The organism is Chryseolinea soli (genome assembly GCF_003589925.1).
GTDB classification, from domain to species: domain Bacteria; phylum Bacteroidota; class Bacteroidia; order Cytophagales; family Cyclobacteriaceae; genus Chryseolinea; species Chryseolinea soli.
This window is the reverse complement of record NZ_CP032382.1, coordinates 2,226,912-2,242,481: the sequence shown is the minus strand read 5'-3', so window position 1 is coordinate 2,242,481 and position 15,570 is coordinate 2,226,912. Positions and strand designations below refer to the sequence as shown.

The 15,570-nt window shown below is 53.0% G+C and carries 11 protein-coding genes; 8 read left to right on the top strand and 3 right to left on the bottom strand.

Annotated features, from left to right (window positions below; genetic code table 11):
• The first annotated feature begins 34 nt into the window (after positions 1 to 34).
• The 7 genes from D4L85_RS09735 (at position 35) to D4L85_RS09705 (ending at position 11,038) form a co-directional block, all read left to right on the top strand.
• Positions 35 to 1,273, top strand: coding sequence for a M16 family metallopeptidase (locus D4L85_RS09735; RefSeq protein WP_119754136.1), 1,239 nt, complete (start codon positions 35 to 37; stop codon positions 1,271 to 1,273).
• 21 nt (positions 1,274 to 1,294) lie between these two features.
• Positions 1,295 to 1,777 carry a 2-C-methyl-D-erythritol 2,4-cyclodiphosphate synthase gene (gene ispF / locus D4L85_RS09730; RefSeq protein WP_119754135.1) on the top strand — a complete coding sequence of 161 codons (483 nt, stop codon included), beginning with the start codon at positions 1,295 to 1,297 and terminating at the stop codon, positions 1,775 to 1,777.
• Positions 1,777 to 2,454 (top strand): tRNA (5-methylaminomethyl-2-thiouridine)(34)-methyltransferase MnmC2, encoded by a 678-nt coding sequence (gene mnmC2 / locus D4L85_RS09725; RefSeq protein WP_119754134.1) that lies wholly within the window; start codon positions 1,777 to 1,779, stop codon positions 2,452 to 2,454. Before ispF ends, mnmC2 begins: the two co-directional genes overlap by 1 nt.
• 274 nt (positions 2,455 to 2,728) lie before the next feature.
• The gene (gene gltB, locus D4L85_RS09720) at positions 2,729 to 7,267 is read left to right on the top strand and encodes a glutamate synthase large subunit (RefSeq protein WP_119754133.1); all 4,539 of its coding nucleotides are present in this window, start codon (positions 2,729 to 2,731) and stop codon (positions 7,265 to 7,267) included.
• 11 nt (positions 7,268 to 7,278) lie between these two features.
• Entirely contained in the window at positions 7,279 to 8,751 is a 1,473-nt protein-coding gene (locus tag D4L85_RS09715; RefSeq protein WP_119754132.1) for a glutamate synthase subunit beta, read from the top strand.
• Positions 8,752 to 8,939: 188 nt separating this feature from the next.
• Positions 8,940 to 9,785 carry a carbon-nitrogen hydrolase gene (locus D4L85_RS09710; RefSeq protein ID WP_119758724.1) on the top strand — a complete coding sequence of 282 codons (846 nt, stop codon included), beginning with the start codon at positions 8,940 to 8,942 and terminating at the stop codon, positions 9,783 to 9,785.
• Positions 9,786 to 9,934: 149 nt separating this feature from the next.
• Positions 9,935 to 11,038, top strand: coding sequence for an agmatine deiminase family protein (locus D4L85_RS09705; RefSeq protein WP_119754131.1), 1,104 nt, complete (start codon positions 9,935 to 9,937; stop codon positions 11,036 to 11,038).
• On the opposite strand, the gene D4L85_RS09700 is transcribed toward D4L85_RS09705, so the two are convergent.
• The 3 genes from D4L85_RS09700 to rimO all read right to left on the bottom strand — a co-directional run bounded on the left by D4L85_RS09700 (position 11,035) and on the right by rimO (position 14,622).
• Positions 11,035 to 11,622, bottom strand: a complete 588-nt coding sequence (locus D4L85_RS09700) for a 5-formyltetrahydrofolate cyclo-ligase (RefSeq protein WP_119754130.1) — start codon at positions 11,620 to 11,622, stop codon at positions 11,035 to 11,037. The two genes, D4L85_RS09705 and D4L85_RS09700, sit on opposite strands and share 4 nt — an antisense overlap.
• Before the next feature lie 31 nt (positions 11,623 to 11,653).
• Entirely contained in the window at positions 11,654 to 13,222 is a 1,569-nt protein-coding gene (bshC, locus tag D4L85_RS09695) for a bacillithiol biosynthesis cysteine-adding enzyme BshC (RefSeq protein ID WP_119754129.1), read from the bottom strand.
• A 68-nt stretch (positions 13,223 to 13,290) separates the two neighbouring features.
• A complete protein-coding gene (gene rimO, locus D4L85_RS09690) occupies positions 13,291 to 14,622 on the bottom strand; it encodes a 30S ribosomal protein S12 methylthiotransferase RimO (protein WP_119754128.1) in 1,332 nt (443 codons plus the stop codon).
• Between the two features lie 102 nt (positions 14,623 to 14,724).
• Here rimO and D4L85_RS09685 point away from each other — a divergent pair, with 102 nt between their 5' ends.
• Positions 14,725 to 15,561: a DUF6452 family protein gene (locus D4L85_RS09685; protein WP_119754127.1), complete on the top strand. Its 837-nt coding sequence runs from the start codon at positions 14,725 to 14,727 to the stop codon at positions 15,559 to 15,561.
• The last annotated feature ends 9 nt before the right edge of the window (positions 15,562 to 15,570 follow it).

Sequence of the window (15,570 nt, the reverse complement as noted above, 5' to 3'; positions counted from 1 at the left end):
TCAAACATCGCCAGGTTTATTACTTTTGTGCCCGATGATAACCTTTAGCGAATTTCAACTGGAGAACGGGCTCCGCGTGATCGTGCACGAAGATCCCACGGTGCAGATCGCAGTCATGAACATCTTGTATGACGTCGGCTCCCGCGATGAGCGCCCGGACAAAACCGGCTTTGCCCATTTGTTCGAGCACCTGATGTTTGGCGGATCGGCCAACATTCCCAACTACGACGAACCGTTACAACGCGTGGGCGGCGAAAACAACGCGTTCACCAATACCGATATCACCAACTATTACCTTACGCTCCCCGCTTCCAATATCGAGACCGGTTTCTGGCTGGAGAGCGACCGCATGAACGGTTTGTCGTTCGATCCCAAGGTGCTGGAAGTACAACGGAAGGTAGTGATCGAAGAATTCAAACAGCGCTATCTCAATCAGCCGTATGGCGATGTCTGGCTGAAGCTGAGGCCGCTGGCCTATCATGTTCACCCCTATCAATGGGCTACGATCGGCAAGGAGATCAGCCACATCGAGAACGCCACGATGGAGGATGTGAAGGAATTTTTCTTCCATCACTATGTACCCGACAACGCCGTGCTCGTGGTCGCCGGAAACGTAACGGTGGACCAAGTGAAACGGCTTTCCGAAAAATGGTTTGGCCCGATCCGCGCCGGCAAGCAGTCGCGCTCGCTGCCCAAAGAGCCCGCACAAAAACAAAAAAGGGCGCTGGATGTCAACGCCAACGTTCCGGCAAATGCCCTTTACAAAGCCTATCACATGGGCGCGCGTTTTGACGCCGATTATTATACTTCCGACTTGCTGAGCGACGTGCTGAGCCGCGGACAATCCAGCCGTCTATACCAGAAACTGGTGAAAGAGAAAGAGATTTTCACTTCCATTTCTTCGTTTGTGATGGGGACGGTAGATCCCGGTCTGTTTGTGATCAGCGGCCGCGTGAAGGACGGCATCACCGTGGAGCAAGCCGAGGGCGAAGTGAATGAAATTCTGTCCACGCTCGTGGCCAAAGGAACCGACGAGGAGGAGCTTGAAAAAGTAAAAAACCAAACCGAGTCGACCCTTGAATTTGGCGAGGTGGAGGTGATGAACCGCGCCATGAACCTGGCCTTTGCCAAACTATCGGGCGACACCAACCTGGTGAACGAAGAAGCAAAACTGATCCGCGCCGTGACAACCGCCGACATGCAGCGCGTGGCCCGGTCGATTCTGCGCGAAGAAAATTCCAGCGTACTTTATTATCGCGCGGAAAAAAAATAGGATGCATAAACTGAACGACCGATGAAGATACGCGTAGGCATGGGTTTCGACGTGCACGAATTGGAAGCAGGCAGAAATTTCTACCTCGGCGGCATGCCGTTGCCCGATGCGCCTAAGGGTGCCGTTGGGCACTCCGACGCCGACGTGCTCATTCACGCCATCTGCGACGCCCTGCTGGGTGCCGCCAACTTGCGCGACATTGGCTTCCATTTTTCCAACACCGACGACCGGTGGAAGAACATGGACAGCACATTCTTTCTCAAAGAAGTGACGCGTCTCGTCCACGAAAAAGGGTGGCGCATCGGCAACGTAGACTGCACCATTTGCCTGGAGAAACCCAAGGTGAATCCGCATATTCCCGCCATGAAAAAGATCCTGGCTCCGCTCATGGACATCACCGAAGACGATGTGTCGATCAAGGCCACGACCAACGAAAAACTAGGCTATGTTGGACGCGAAGAGGGCGTGTGTGCTTATGCCGTGGCGTTGATCCAGAAAGCATAATGTCGCTCACCATCATCACCACCGGCGATGGCTCGCATTCATTGCGAAACGAGGCGCTGAATGAAACGTATCATTCCGTACATGGCGCCGTGCAAGAATCGGTGCACGTCTTTATCCGGAATGGGTTGGAGCATCGCTTGCAGGATTCGCACGACGAACCCCTTTCCGTTTTCGAAGTCGGCTTTGGCACCGGGCTGAATGCGTTGCTGACGGTGCATTATGCTTTGGAAAATGCGGTGCTCCTCTCGTATACATCGATTGAAGCTTTCCCCGTGCCGGAAGAAATCTGGCGAACGCTGAACTATGCTTCCACGGAAGAAGCCCAAAAGAAATTCTATTCACTGCACGAGGTCCCCTGGGAAACGGAACAACCGATCGTCGCCTCGTTTCGTCTGCGAAAAATGCATACAACATTGGAAAATGTGATTCTCCCGGCCTCGTCGTTTGATGTGATCTACTTCGACGCGTTCGCTCCCAACAAGCAACCCGACTTGTGGACGCTGCCTATACTGGAAAAGGTAGCCGCTTTGCTGAAGCCTGGCGGGGTGTTTGTTACCTACTGCGCCAAGGGCCAGTTAAAGCGCGACCTCAAAAGTCTGGGGCTCACAACGGAGACCCTATCCGGCCCGCCCGGCAAGAAGGAGATGGTGCGGGCGACGCGTGCGGTGGCGGGTTGACGCCATCATGAAAGTGTAAAAATGACGCTAACAAGTGTTCTGAAAATTGAAAAATATCAAACGATTTCGCTCTAAATTCAATTTTTCAAAATTGCGGACCCTGCAATCGTTGACGTTTTGTAATTTTTATAACCTTTCGGATCAATAGTAAAAAGATTCAAAAAATTGGGAAGAAGTCATAAAAGGCCCCAATTTCCTTCTGTTTGTTTGATAAATTCAAAACTCCGTTCTGCCCTGAGCGGTGTATTTTGACGCATAATTAAACGACCAGAAGATGAAAGAGAAGACCAGACGTGGTTTGTACACCCCTGAACTGGAACATGATGCCTGCGGCATTGGCTTCGTCGCCAACATCAACGGCACCAAAACTAACCAAAACCTGCGCGATGCCCTCTCCATGCTCGAAAACATGGAACACCGCGGAGGCAAGGGAAGTAGCCCCAAAACCGGCGACGGCGCGGGGATCCTGATCCAGTTGCCCCACGATTTTTTTGTTGAAGAATGTAACCGTCTCGGTTTCGAGTTGCCCGCCGCGGGCCGCTATGGAACCGGTATGGTGTTTTTCCCGCGCGACAAAAAGGTGATGAACGCCTGCCGCGAGGTGCTTAGAAAGAATATCAAAGAACTTGGCCTGGAGTTGCTCGGCTATCGCGTGGTGCCCGTAGACCACAGCGTGCCCGGTCCCGGTGCTGCCGAAGTGGAGCCTGTCATCGAGCAGGTGTTCGTGAAGGCCAAGGACGAAACACTCGTAGGCGAAAGCTTCGAACGCAAATTGTTCGTGCTGCGCAACCTCACCTCGCACGCCATTGCCCGCGATGTGAAAGGCAGCAACAAGGAATTTTACATTACCAGCTTCTCGGCGCGCACCATCATCTACAAAGGCCAGCTGCGCACCGAACAGCTTCGCGAATATTTTTATGACCTGCAGGACCCCCGCCTGAAGACCGCTTTGGCGCTGGTACACTCCCGCTTTTCGACCAACACGTTCCCCAACTGGAAACTGGCCCAGCCGTTCCGCTTCATCGCCCACAACGGCGAAATCAACACCATTCGCGGGAACGTCAACAAAATGAAATCCAAGGAAGCCCTCTTCAAATCGACGTTCTTTACCGACGAAGAATTGAAGATGCTGCTGCCCATCACCAGTCCCGACGGCTCCGACTCCGCCAACCTGGATGCGTTGGTAGAAATGCTGGTCTTGTCTGGACGTTCATTGCCGCACGTGCTCATGATGCTGGTGCCCGAAGCGTGGCAAGACAACAAGCTGATGGACCCGCACCGCAAGGCTTTCTACAAATACCATGCGTCCATGATGGAACCGTGGGATGGCCCCGCCGCCCTCGTATTCACCGACGGCACACGCATTGGCGCCACGCTTGACCGCAACGGCCTTCGCCCCTTGCGTTATTGCGTGACCCGTTCAGGCCGCGTGATCGCCGCCTCCGAAGCCGGCGCATTGCCCGTAGATCCCAAAGACATCATCGAAAAAGGACGCATCACCCCCGGCAAGATGCTCATGGTTGACACCAACTTGGGCAAAGTGCTGGACGACGAAAAAGTGAAGCGTGCCGTATACGAAGGCAAGTCGTACTACAACTGGATCATCCAAAACCGGTTGAAACTGCGCCTGGAGCCCGAACACGAATGGGTGGAAAGCAACTTCGACGAAAAGACACTTGTGCAACGCCAGAACGCCTACGGCTACACGGCCGAGGATGTGAAGATGCTGTTGCTCCCCATGGCCGAAAAAGGATACGAAGCCGTTGGCTCCATGGGCGACGACACGCCACAAGCCGTGTTGTCGAAAGAGAGCCGTCACCTTTCGAATTATTTCAAACAACATTTTGCGCAGGTAAGTAACCCGCCCATCGACCCCATCCGCGAGCGGTTGGTGATGTCGCTGTTCACACGCGTGGGCTCAAGCCTCAACGTGTTGGCCGAAACGCCTGAGCATACCCGCCAGATCCACATCTCACAACCGGTGTTGCTCAACGCCGACCTGGAAAAATTCAAACACTTGCAAGATCAGGGTTTTGAGTGCGCTGTAATTCAGTGCGTGTTCAAAGCCGATGGCGAGCCGGGCCGTTTGGAGGAAAGCCTCGACCGCATCTGCAACGAAGCCGAAAAGGCCGTGCGTGCCGGAAAGAAGATCCTGATCCTGTCGGACCGGAAGATCAGCAACGAATTTGCACCCATCCCTTCGCTGTTGTCGGTAGGGGCTGTGCATCAATACCTGGTAGAAAAAAGAATTCGCACGCAAGCCGGCCTCGTCGTAGAAGCGGGCGACGCGTGGGAAGTGCATCACTTTGCCACCATCGTGGGCTACGGCGCCAGCGCTGTAAACCCCTACATGGCCTTGGAGACCATCCACTTCCTCAACAAGCAAGGTGCTTTCTACAAGCCCCTTCCCGATGAAGAAGCCTACTCCAACTTCCAGAAGGCCGTTGGCAATGGTTTGTTGAAGGTGATGTCCAAGATGGGTATCAGCACACTGCAGTCGTACCAGTCTTCACAGATCTTTGAAGCGCTGGGTATTGGTAGCGATGTGGTGGAGAAATGTTTCAGAGGAACGATCAGCCGCATTGAAGGTTTGTCGTTTGATGATATCGCGAAGGAAGTACTGGTGCGTCACGAGCTTGCTTATGAGAACGAAAGCAAGGAGCTCCCGGTAGGCGGCGTATATCAGTGGAAACGCCGGGGTGAGAAACACTTGTTCAGCCCCGAAGTGATCCACTTGCTGCAACACTCGACTAAGTCAAACAACTACGAGCTCTTCAAAAAATACGCGCAAAAGATCAACGACCAAACGAGAGACACCCTCACGTTCCGCGGTCTGTTCGAATTCAAGAAGCGCAATCCTATTGCATTGGAAGAAGTGGAAGCGGTGGAAGAAATCTTCAAACGTTTCGCTACCGGAGCCATGTCGTTCGGATCCATTTCGCACGAAGCCCACAGCACGCTGGCCATTGCCATGAACCGCATCGGCGGCAAGAGCAACAGCGGCGAAGGCGGAGAAGATGAGGCACGTTTTGAGAAGAAGCCTAACGGCGACTGGGAGCGTTCGGCCATCAAGCAAGTGGCATCGGGTCGCTTTGGTGTGACAAGCTACTACCTGGCTAACGCCGACGAGCTCCAGATCAAAATGGCGCAGGGCGCAAAACCCGGCGAAGGTGGTCAGTTGCCCGGCCACAAAGTTGATGAATGGATCGGACGCGTGCGTCACTCTACACCCGGTGTAGGATTGATCTCGCCTCCTCCTCACCACGATATCTATTCGATCGAAGATCTGGCACAGCTGATCTATGATTTGAAAAACGCCAACCGCCAGGCCCGTATCAACGTGAAGCTTGTTTCTCAGGCCGGTGTGGGTACCGTAGCGGCCGGTGTGGCAAAAGCAAAAGCGGATGCCATTCTCATTTCCGGTTCCGATGGAGGAACCGGTGCATCGCCGATCAGCTCCGTGCGTCATGCCGGTCTGCCTTGGGAACTTGGCTTGGCCGAAGCGCACCAGACCCTGGTGAAAAATAATTTGAGAAGCCGCGTAGTGCTGCAGACCGACGGACAGATCCGTACGGGCCGTGACATCGCTATCGCTGCTTTGCTGGGCGCCGAAGAATGGGGTGTTGCTACGGCTGCACTGGTTGTAGAAGGCTGTATCATGATGCGCAAATGCCACTTGAACACTTGCCCCGTAGGTATTGCCACGCAAGACAGCGACCTGCGCAAATTGTTTACGGGCGATCCGGACCACGTCGTGAACTTCTTCACCTTCCTCGCGCACGACCTGCGTGAAGTGATGGCCGAACTCGGTTTCCGTACCGTGAACGAAATGGTGGGCCGTGCCGACATGCTGCGCGTGCGTCAGGACATCGACCACTGGAAGATCAAGAAACTCGACCTCTCCCCGATCCTGCAACGCGAGCCTGTGTTGGAACACATCGGTCTCTACAAACAGATCGACCAGGATTTCGAGTTGGAGAAAGTGTTGGATTGGAAACTGGTGGAAGCTGCACGTGCCGCACTGGACGAAGCCGAACCGGTTCAAGAGAAATTCATCATCCGCAATACCGACCGCACCACGGGCGCATTGCTGTCGAACGAGATCTCGAAAAAATATAAAGGCAAAGGTTTACCGGAAGATACCATCCACTTCCAATTCAAAGGATCGGCAGGCCAGAGCTTTGCAGCCTTCGTTGCACCGGGTGTGACATTCGAACTGGAGGGCGAAGCAAACGACTACTTTGGAAAAGGTTTGTCGGGTGGAAAACTGATCGTGTATCCCGACAAGGAGTCGACCTTCAAGCCCGAAGACAACATCATCGTGGGTAACGTAGCCTTCTATGGTGCAACTTCCGGTGAAGCGTATATCCGCGGACAAGCCGGCGAGCGCTTCTGCGTTCGTAACTCGGGTGTGACCACGGTGGTGGAAGGCGTAGGCGATCACGCTTGCGAGTACATGACCGGTGGCCGCGTGGTGGTGCTGGGTAAAACCGGACGGAACTTCGCTGCGGGGATGAGCGGTGGCATTGCCTATGTATTTGATCCCGAACGCGCCCTGGAACGCCTTTGCAACAAAGACATGGTCGATGTAGAGACCATGGAAGCGGAAGACAAGGTAGAAGTGAAGGCCATGATCGAGAAACACTTCAAGTATACGGGCAGCGACCCGGCAGAGTGGATCCTCGAGAAGTGGGAAGAAGCTTCCGAACTCTTTGTGAAGGTGATGCCGAAAGACTACAAGGCGGTGCTGCAAAAAGCAAAAGCCTCGAAAGTACCGGCAGCCAAGGTTGGAAAAGTTACAGTTAAAAATTGATTTAGACGAACATGGGACAGATAGATGGATTTATGAAGTTCGATCGCGAGATGCCCAAGTCGCGCGATCCCAAAGAACGGATCAAGGATTACAGGGAAGTATACAATCCCCTCGATAAAGAAAAAGTGAAGCAGCAAGCCTCGCGTTGCATGGACTGCGGCGTGCCCTTCTGCCACAACGGCTGCCCGCTGGGCAACAACATCCCCGACTTCAACGATGCCGTGTATCAAGGCAAGTGGGAAGATGCGATCAAGATCCTGAGCAGCACCAACAACTTCCCGGAGTTTACGGGCCGCATTTGCCCGGCACCCTGTGAAGCCAGCTGCGTGCTCAGCATCAACAACAAGCCGGTCACCATCGAATACATCGAGAAGACCATCGCCGAGCAGGCGTTCGAGAAGGGCTATATCAAAGCAAATCCTCCCAAGCACAGAACCGGCAAGCGCATCGCGATCGTTGGCTCTGGCCCTGCGGGATTGGCTGCCGCCGCGCAGTTGAACAAGGCTGGCCATTGGGTGACTGTGTTCGAGCGCAGCGACCGGGTCGGTGGCTTGCTCCGCTATGGCATTCCTGATTTCAAGCTGGAAAAGACCGTGATCGAACGTCGTGTCCGTATCATGGAACAGGAGGGCATCATCTTCCGCACCAACGCGCACGTGGGCGTGAACATCAGCGCAAAACATTTGAAAGATGAGTTCGACGCCATCGTCATGTGCGGTGGTGCCTCTGCCCCGCGCGATCTGCCCATCCCAGGCCGTAAACTCAACGGCGTGCACTATGCCATGGACTTCCTGCCCCAGCAAAACAAGCGCGTGGCCGGCGACCGGATCTTCTCCGGAGAGATCCTGGCAACCGACAAAAATGTTCTGGTCATCGGCGGTGGCGACACCGGCTCCGACTGCGTGGGAACGTCCAACCGTCAGAATGCAAAATCGGTAACTCAGATCGAGTTGTTGGCAAAGCCTCCTGTAGACCGCGCCGATAACAACCCCTGGCCGCTGTGGCCCATGATCCTGAACACGTCCTCTTCGCACGAAGAAGGTGTAGCGCGTCAGTGGGCGATCCTCACAAAAGAATTCCTCGGCGACAACACAGGCCGTCTCACCGGTCTGAAGATCGTGGACATTAAGTGGGGCGTGAATCCTCAAGGCAAAATGGGCTTTGAAGAGATTGCCGGCACCGAGCGCATCATCCCCTGCGAACTGGCCCTGTTGGCCATCGGTTTTGTGGGCGCCGAAAAAGGCGGCATGGTGGAAGAACTCAAGCTGGAGATCGACGAACGCGGCAATATCCGCACCGAGAATTATATGACGTCGCAGGAAGGCATTTTCGCCGCCGGCGATATCCGCAGAGGCCAATCGCTGGTCGTTTGGGCCATCTCCGAAGGCCGTGAAACCGCCCGCGCGGTAGACACCTGGCTGATGGGCGAATCGAACCTGGAAGCCAAGGACGAATCGTTCGTGCACCTCAGCCACGAAGCCTGATCGCTCAACATTAATTTTATATGAAGAAACCTCTCGTCACCGGGAGGTTTTTTTATTTCCACCACATTTTTCAGGGGAACCATAGCCGGGGATTCATAGTTATGAACCGGATTTACTTTTTTAATTTTGCACCCATAAAAATTTTATAAAACGTGGCAGGAAAAACAGTGAATGTGGGACTCGTGCAGATGTCGTGCACCAAAGACCCGGGCGAAAATCTGGCAAAGGCGATCACCAAGATCCGCGAAGCCGCCGCGAAAGGCGCGCAGATCGTTTGCCTCCAGGAATTGTTTACTTCTTTGTACTTCTGTGATGTGGAGGATTACCAGAATTTTAAACTGGCCGAATCCATTCCCGGCCCCTCCACCGATGCCCTGAAGGTCGTGGCCAAAGAACTTGGGGTGGTCATCATCGCGTCGCTTTTCGAAAAACGCACAGAAGGCATTTATCACAATACCACCGCCGTGCTGGATGCCGATGGTGCCTACCTGGGCAAGTATCGCAAGATGCACATCCCCGATGACCCGGCGTATTATGAAAAATTCTATTTCACGCCCGGCGACCTGGGCTATAAAGTTTTCAAGACCCGGTTTGCCACCATCGGCGTGCTCATCTGCTGGGATCAATGGTACCCGGAAGCTGCCCGCATCACCGCGTTGATGGGCGCAGAGATCTTATTTTATCCCACCGCCATCGGCTGGGCCACTTCTCAGGACGAAGAAACAAACACGGAGCAATACAATGCCTGGCAAACCATTCAGCGCAGTCACGCCGTGGCGAATGGTGTGCACGTGGTGAGCGTGAACCGTGTTGGGTTCGAGCAGGATGGGGCGATGAAGTTCTGGGGAGGATCGTTTTTTTCGAACCCGTTTGGAAGCATTTTGTATCAGGCTTCCGCCGATCAGGAAGAGGTGAAGGTGTTGTCGCTTGACCTGAGTAAAACCGATCGGTATAGAACGCATTGGCCGTTTTTGCGCGACCGTCGTATCGATTCGTATCAGCCGATTACGAAGCGGTATATTGATGAAGACTGAGGCGTCCGAAAAAATACATTAAACCGCAAAGACGCAAAGGACGCAAAGTTAACGCAAAGCAAGGCTTGTATTTTCTTTGCGTTGACTTTGCGCTCTTTGCGTCTTTGCGGTTCAACTTTTGATTTTTCTATCCGAAACTGAACCGACAGATGCATCCATCCGATTTTCGAACCACTAAGCTTTCTGATTTCAAAACCGTTGGCCTTCCCGCCACGCACACCCCTCAGCAACTCGGCTATCATTTCCCCGCAGAGTTTGCACCCCACACTGCCACCTGGCTAAGCTGGCCTCACAAAGAAGCCTCCTGGCCCGGCAAGATCGAAACCATCTACCCCATCTACGCCCAGTTCATCAAGCTCGTCGCCGAGGGCGAAAAAGTTAACATCAACGTAGTCGATGAAGCGATGAAGGCGAAAGCCACGCGACACATCGAACAAGCCGGCGGCGATTTCAAAAACATCAACATCTTCGTCCACCCCACCAACGATGCCTGGTGCCGCGACCACGGCCCTGCGTTCCTGATCAACCCGAAGACTACACAAAAAAAGATCATTGTCGACTGGGGCTATAATGCCTGGGGTGGAAAATATCCTCCGTTCGACCTGGACGATCGCATTCCCACGCACATCGCAGAGCATTATAATATCCCCATTATCTACCCGGGCATCGTCATGGAAGGCGGCTCGGTAGATTTCAATGGAAAGGGCACCGTTTTGACAACGACTTCTTGTCTCCTCAACCCGAATCGGAATCCCACCTTCAATCAAAAAGAGATCGAAGAATTCCTTCATCAATTTTACGGTGTTGAAAATATTCTTTGGTTGGGCGATGGTGTTGTCGGCGACGACACCGACGGCCACATCGACGACATCACGCGCTTTGTCAATGAAGACACCGTCGTGACCGTGGTGGAAACCGATAAGCAAGACGAAAACTACGAGCCCCTCCACGAGAATCTCAAGACCTTAAAAACGCTTCGCCTCGAAAATGGCAAGCCACTCAACATTGTGGAGTTGCCGCTACCCTCGGCGGTGGTCTACGAAGACATGCGGCTTCCTGCATCGTACGCGAATTTCTATATCAGCAACAAATATGTAGTGGTCCCCACCTTCCGCGATAAGCAAGACGACAAAGCCCTGCAAATTCTGCAGCAATGCTTTCCCGACCGCAAAGTGATCGGCCTCGATTCGCTTGATATCATTTGGGGGCTGGGGTCCTTCCACTGCCTGAGCCAACAGGAGCCTGCTGTCTAAAAGGACGTTTGACGAAAACGGTGTAGCGTTGTCGGTGTGAGGCAGTATTGCAAGGGCACATCAAACGCATTGACGTCGTCGATGGGTTCGACCGGCTCAAAAAAGGAAATGCCCACGGTGATGCAATCGGGTCGGCACGTCACCAGGAACTTGTCATAAAATCCTTTGCCATAGCCAACGCGTTGCCCATTCGTGTCGCACGCCAGCAGGGGTACCAAAACCATATCGATCTGCTGCGGCGGTGTGGGCACACCTTGTTTGGGTTCGGCTATGCCCCAGGTGTTCTTTTCCAATTGGTGTAGGCCTTCAAAAAAAATATTCTCTAAGGCTCCTGTTGCTTGGTCTATGCGGGGAAGGGACAAAAGGATATGCGGAAACTCCCGCCGTATCCGGTCGATGATGATCCACGTATCGGGTTCTTTATTTTTTTGCAACGGCAAAAAGGTGTGCAGCACCTTGATGAAGGAGAGGTCCATGCTGGAGAAAAAAATTTGGTAAAGCTGAAAATTCAACTGCGCGTAGTCGGCCTCGGAGAGTGCCAGCCGCTTTTGCAGAAACTCTTTTCGCAGCGATGCTTTGGTCATGAAACAAAGATAGCAGGCTATTGCATTCGGCCTAGTCTACGTACGACAAGATGTTGAAGCTGTAATCCAGGGGATCGAATGTTTTCAACAGGCGAGTAATAAACTCCGGGTCGCGCTGGTAGAAGTTGAGAAAATTGTCGGTGCGCTCCTGCAATCCGCCGTTGGGAAAAAGTTGGTCTTTCACCGCTTCGATCTGGCGGAGCTTGTCGCCGTGCTGGCGTTTCTCGGCGCGCAGCAGCTTGCGCTCAATTTTCTCCAGGCTATTCAAAGCCCGTTTTCCCTCTGCGCCCACAAAAGGCTCCAAGGTGGTATCGATGGACTCGGCCCGTCGCTTCAACGTCGCAAAGAGTTCGGTGACAGCAGCGCGCTCCTGGCCCACGGTGAGGTTGCGCGGCGAATGCGTGAGTACCCAATGATTGAACAGGTAATTCTTTTCTTCAAACAGATCCTTGAGCTGTAGCGAGGTCTTGGAAAATTTGCGCGCCACTTCGTGATCCATGACCATCCCGAAATTGCGGGGCATGATCATCGGAAAAGGGGTCTTGAACTGATCGAACACTTCTTTCAATTGCAGCCAGTAGATCACTTCGGCCGGACCGCCCACATAGGCCACGTTGGGCAGGATCATTTCCTGGTACAACGGCCGTAGGATCACGTTGGGGCTAAGCTTCTCCGGTTCTTCAGCGATGATCTTTTCCATTTCCTGCTCCGAAAAAGAAAGATCGCTCTCCAATACAGTAAAGCGATCACCTTGTTTTTCGATACGGTTCCGGACGCCGGATGCCAGGTAAAAGAAATTTATATCACGACAAAATATCTGCGTCTTGTAGCCCTGATTTTCCAGCGCGGTGTTGGTGGGATCCACGAGCTTCTTCGTGTTTTGACGAAGCACATCCTCACGCATCACATCGACGAACAGCGACTTTAGAGAACGATCGTCGCCATCGATGACCACGAGGCCTTCGTTGGCAAACAAGGCATTTACATAGTGTCTTACGGCCGCACTCAGCGTCTTTCGTTTTGAATAGGCCTCCGTGAAGATCTTGGTGTCTCCAGATATCTCCTGTGCAAGTTTATCCAATCCCTTGGTGTGGAATCGTCCTACCGCGCCTTTCTGATCGGTTTCCCAAGTATATTTTTTACCAAACAGTTTGAAGTATTTTATCTCTTCATAGTCATGGTCTTCCGAAGCCATCCAATAGACGGGCACGAAATTCGATTCGGGGTAGCGCGCCTTCAGTTCACGGCACGTGTTGATGACCGTGACGATCTTAAAAATAAAATACAGCGGCCCTGTAAAGATATTCAGCTGGTGCCCGGTGGTCACCGAAAAAGTATTTCCCGCTTTGAGCGCTGCAATGTTTTCTGCAACCGCCGGTGAGAGCGTGAAGCCTTCATATTGTTTTTGCAGTGCTGTGACCAACACCTCGCGTTGATGCGGGGTGAACGAAGACTTTTTATCCGCGATCTGTCCGCCGAAATTTTCGAGGGTGGGAAAACGATGATAAAAGGGTTTGAGTGTTTCTTTTTGCTGCAGATAGTCGAGGAAGAAATTGCTGAACGCATGGGTATCAGCAAGGGAGACCTTATCAAGCTGCATGGCAAGAGTTAAAGTTGGTGGGACGCTTTAAAACCATAATCCGAATAACGGCAATTTATGGATTAGGTTTAAGATTTTACAGCCGCTCCTTGAACCGCGCTACCGGTTAAATCAAACTCGGTAGCACCCGTTATGAATACGTTAACAAAATCTCCCAACCGGAGGTAGTCACCGGGACTTTCGATGATCACTTCGTTGTCTACCTCGGGCGAGTCGTGCTCGGTGCGGCCGATGAAGTTGCCGCCTTCTTTGCGGTCGACCAATACCTTGAAGGTCTTGCCGATCTTTTGCGAGTTCAGCTCCAGCGAAATGCCCTCTTGTAGTGCCATCACGTCTTCGAGGCGTTGTTGTTTCACCTCTGCCGGCACATCGTCGGGCAGGCTATAGCTGTGTGTGTTTTCTTCGTGTGAATAGGAGAATATGCCGAGGCGGTCGAAGCGGGACTTCTCAACAAAGTCCATCATCTCCTCAAAGTCTTGCTGGCTCTCCGTGGGATGGCCGGCGATCATGGTCGTGCGGATGGCAATGCCCGGCACTTTCTCGCGGATGGTTTGCAACAAGGCTTCCGTCTTATCGCGCGTGGTCCCGCGCCGCATCACTTGCAGCATCCGGGTGGATGCATGTTGCAGGGGGATGTCGATGTATTTGCAGATGTTGCTGCGCTCGGCCATCACTTCCAGGGCGTCCATGGGGAAACCGGTGGGGAAGGCATAGTGCAAGCGGATCCAGTCGATGCCTTCCACATCCGAAAGATTCCGGAGCAGATCGGCGAGATTTCTTTTCTTATACAGATCAAGCCCATAGTAGGTGGAGTCCTGGGCGATGAGCAACAATTCTTTTGTGCCGTTCTTGGCCAGGTTCCGGGCTTCCAGCACCAGCTCTTCCATGGGCCGCGAAATGTGGCCGCCGCGCATGATGGGTATGGCGCAGAATGAACAGGGGCGGTCGCAGCCTTCGGAGATCTTCAGGTAGGCATAATGGCTTGGGTTGGTCAGTATGCGCTCGCCTACCAGTTCGTGCTTGTAATTGGCCTTGAACACCTTGAGCATGCGCGACAGGTCGCGGGTGCCAAACCAGGCGTCCACTTCGGGGATTTCTTTTTCGAGGTCGTCTTTGTAGCGCTGCGAAAGGCAGCCGGTCACGTAGACCTTGTCCACAATCCCTTCTTCCTTGGCGTCTACATAGCGCAGAATGGTGTCGATGGACTCTTGTTTGGCGTTATCGATGAAACCGCAGGTGTTGATCACCACCACGCTGGCGTCGTCGGTTTTGGACTCGTGCACGGCGTCGATGCCGTTGCCCCGCAATTGGGTGAGCAGTACTTCGGAGTCTACCAGGTTCTTGGAGCAGCCCAGGGTGACGATGTTGACTTTGGTGTTCTTGGTTCCCTTCGTTTTCAATGCAATTCGCGTCTTGTAATAGGGTGCAAAAATACTAAAAATTAACGGGCACGGAATTTGGGCTTTGGGCCGTTAACTTATCTTTACAGCCGCATCATAACCATGAAAAAAGCCATCTGGTTCACTTTTTTAGCTGCTATTGCCATTTCGTGCCTCGATAACCCCGATTGCTTTCGGTTGACTAACAGCGAATTCGGCATCAATTTCAGGGTCATGGGCTTTGGTGCCGACGAAAAGACGCTCGACCACGCGGAAATCTCCGGTACAAACATCACGGTAGTCTCCACCATCGCTTCCTCCATTGGCCTGCCCCTGGACCCCCTGAGCGACACATTACAATATGTTTTTCACTGGACCGACGGCCGCAAAGATTCCTTTCTTTTAGGATATAATGCCAAAATCCAATTCGTTTCCGCCGATTGCGGCGAGCGCCATGTTTTCGATGGACTCGACGTGCGGGCAAACACGTTCGATTCCCTCAGCATCTATAGTACCAAGCCCACAAATCCTTCGTCGGTAAACATTCAGATCTTTCGCTGTGCTCATCCCGATTTTTTTGGGGTGAGCTTTAAGCACAGGCTTACGTCCACCACCACGGAAGATAGCCTGGTGGCCATCCAATCGATCACATCAGATTTCGACGCTGTGATCACGCTCCCGAATGATACGCTTTCGTCGGTGTACCTGCCCCTCAACAAAAAGACAGACCACGTGCAGTATGTATTTGATTTCGGTTCGGTGGGGACCCGTGTGCTCGATATCACCTATACCCGCCAAAGAAGACTGTGGGCGGTTGACGCGTGCGATACGACTACGTTGTTTACAGCCCTGAAAGTAGCGAAGACCACCACACTGGTCGGGGACACCCTGCATTACAAATTTCTCAATAAAAACACCATAGACCCTGCTATCCTCAACCTTGAAACCATCCTAAACTAGCCCATCCGA

What these genes read in the sequence shown, in the direction of transcription:
- D4L85_RS09735 (WP_119754136.1), top strand. Translation starts at nt 35, where the DNA reads ATGATAACCTTTAGCGAATTTCAACTGGAGAACGGGCTCCGCGTGATC.
- ispF (WP_119754135.1), top strand. Translation starts at nt 1,295, where the DNA reads ATGAAGATACGCGTAGGCATGGGTTTCGACGTGCACGAATTGGAAGCA.
- mnmC2 (WP_119754134.1), top strand. Translation starts at nt 1,777, where the DNA reads ATGTCGCTCACCATCATCACCACCGGCGATGGCTCGCATTCATTGCGA.
- gltB (WP_119754133.1), top strand. Translation starts at nt 2,729, where the DNA reads ATGAAAGAGAAGACCAGACGTGGTTTGTACACCCCTGAACTGGAACAT.
- D4L85_RS09715 (WP_119754132.1), top strand. Translation starts at nt 7,279, where the DNA reads ATGGGACAGATAGATGGATTTATGAAGTTCGATCGCGAGATGCCCAAG.
- D4L85_RS09710 (WP_119758724.1), top strand. Translation starts at nt 8,940, where the DNA reads ATGTCGTGCACCAAAGACCCGGGCGAAAATCTGGCAAAGGCGATCACC.
- D4L85_RS09705 (WP_119754131.1), top strand. Translation starts at nt 9,935, where the DNA reads ATGCATCCATCCGATTTTCGAACCACTAAGCTTTCTGATTTCAAAACC.
- D4L85_RS09700 (WP_119754130.1), bottom strand. Translation starts at nt 11,622, where the DNA reads ATGACCAAAGCATCGCTGCGAAAAGAGTTTCTGCAAAAGCGGCTGGCA.
- bshC (WP_119754129.1), bottom strand. Translation starts at nt 13,222, where the DNA reads ATGCAGCTTGATAAGGTCTCCCTTGCTGATACCCATGCGTTCAGCAAT.
- D4L85_RS09685 (WP_119754127.1), top strand. Translation starts at nt 14,725, where the DNA reads ATGAAAAAAGCCATCTGGTTCACTTTTTTAGCTGCTATTGCCATTTCG.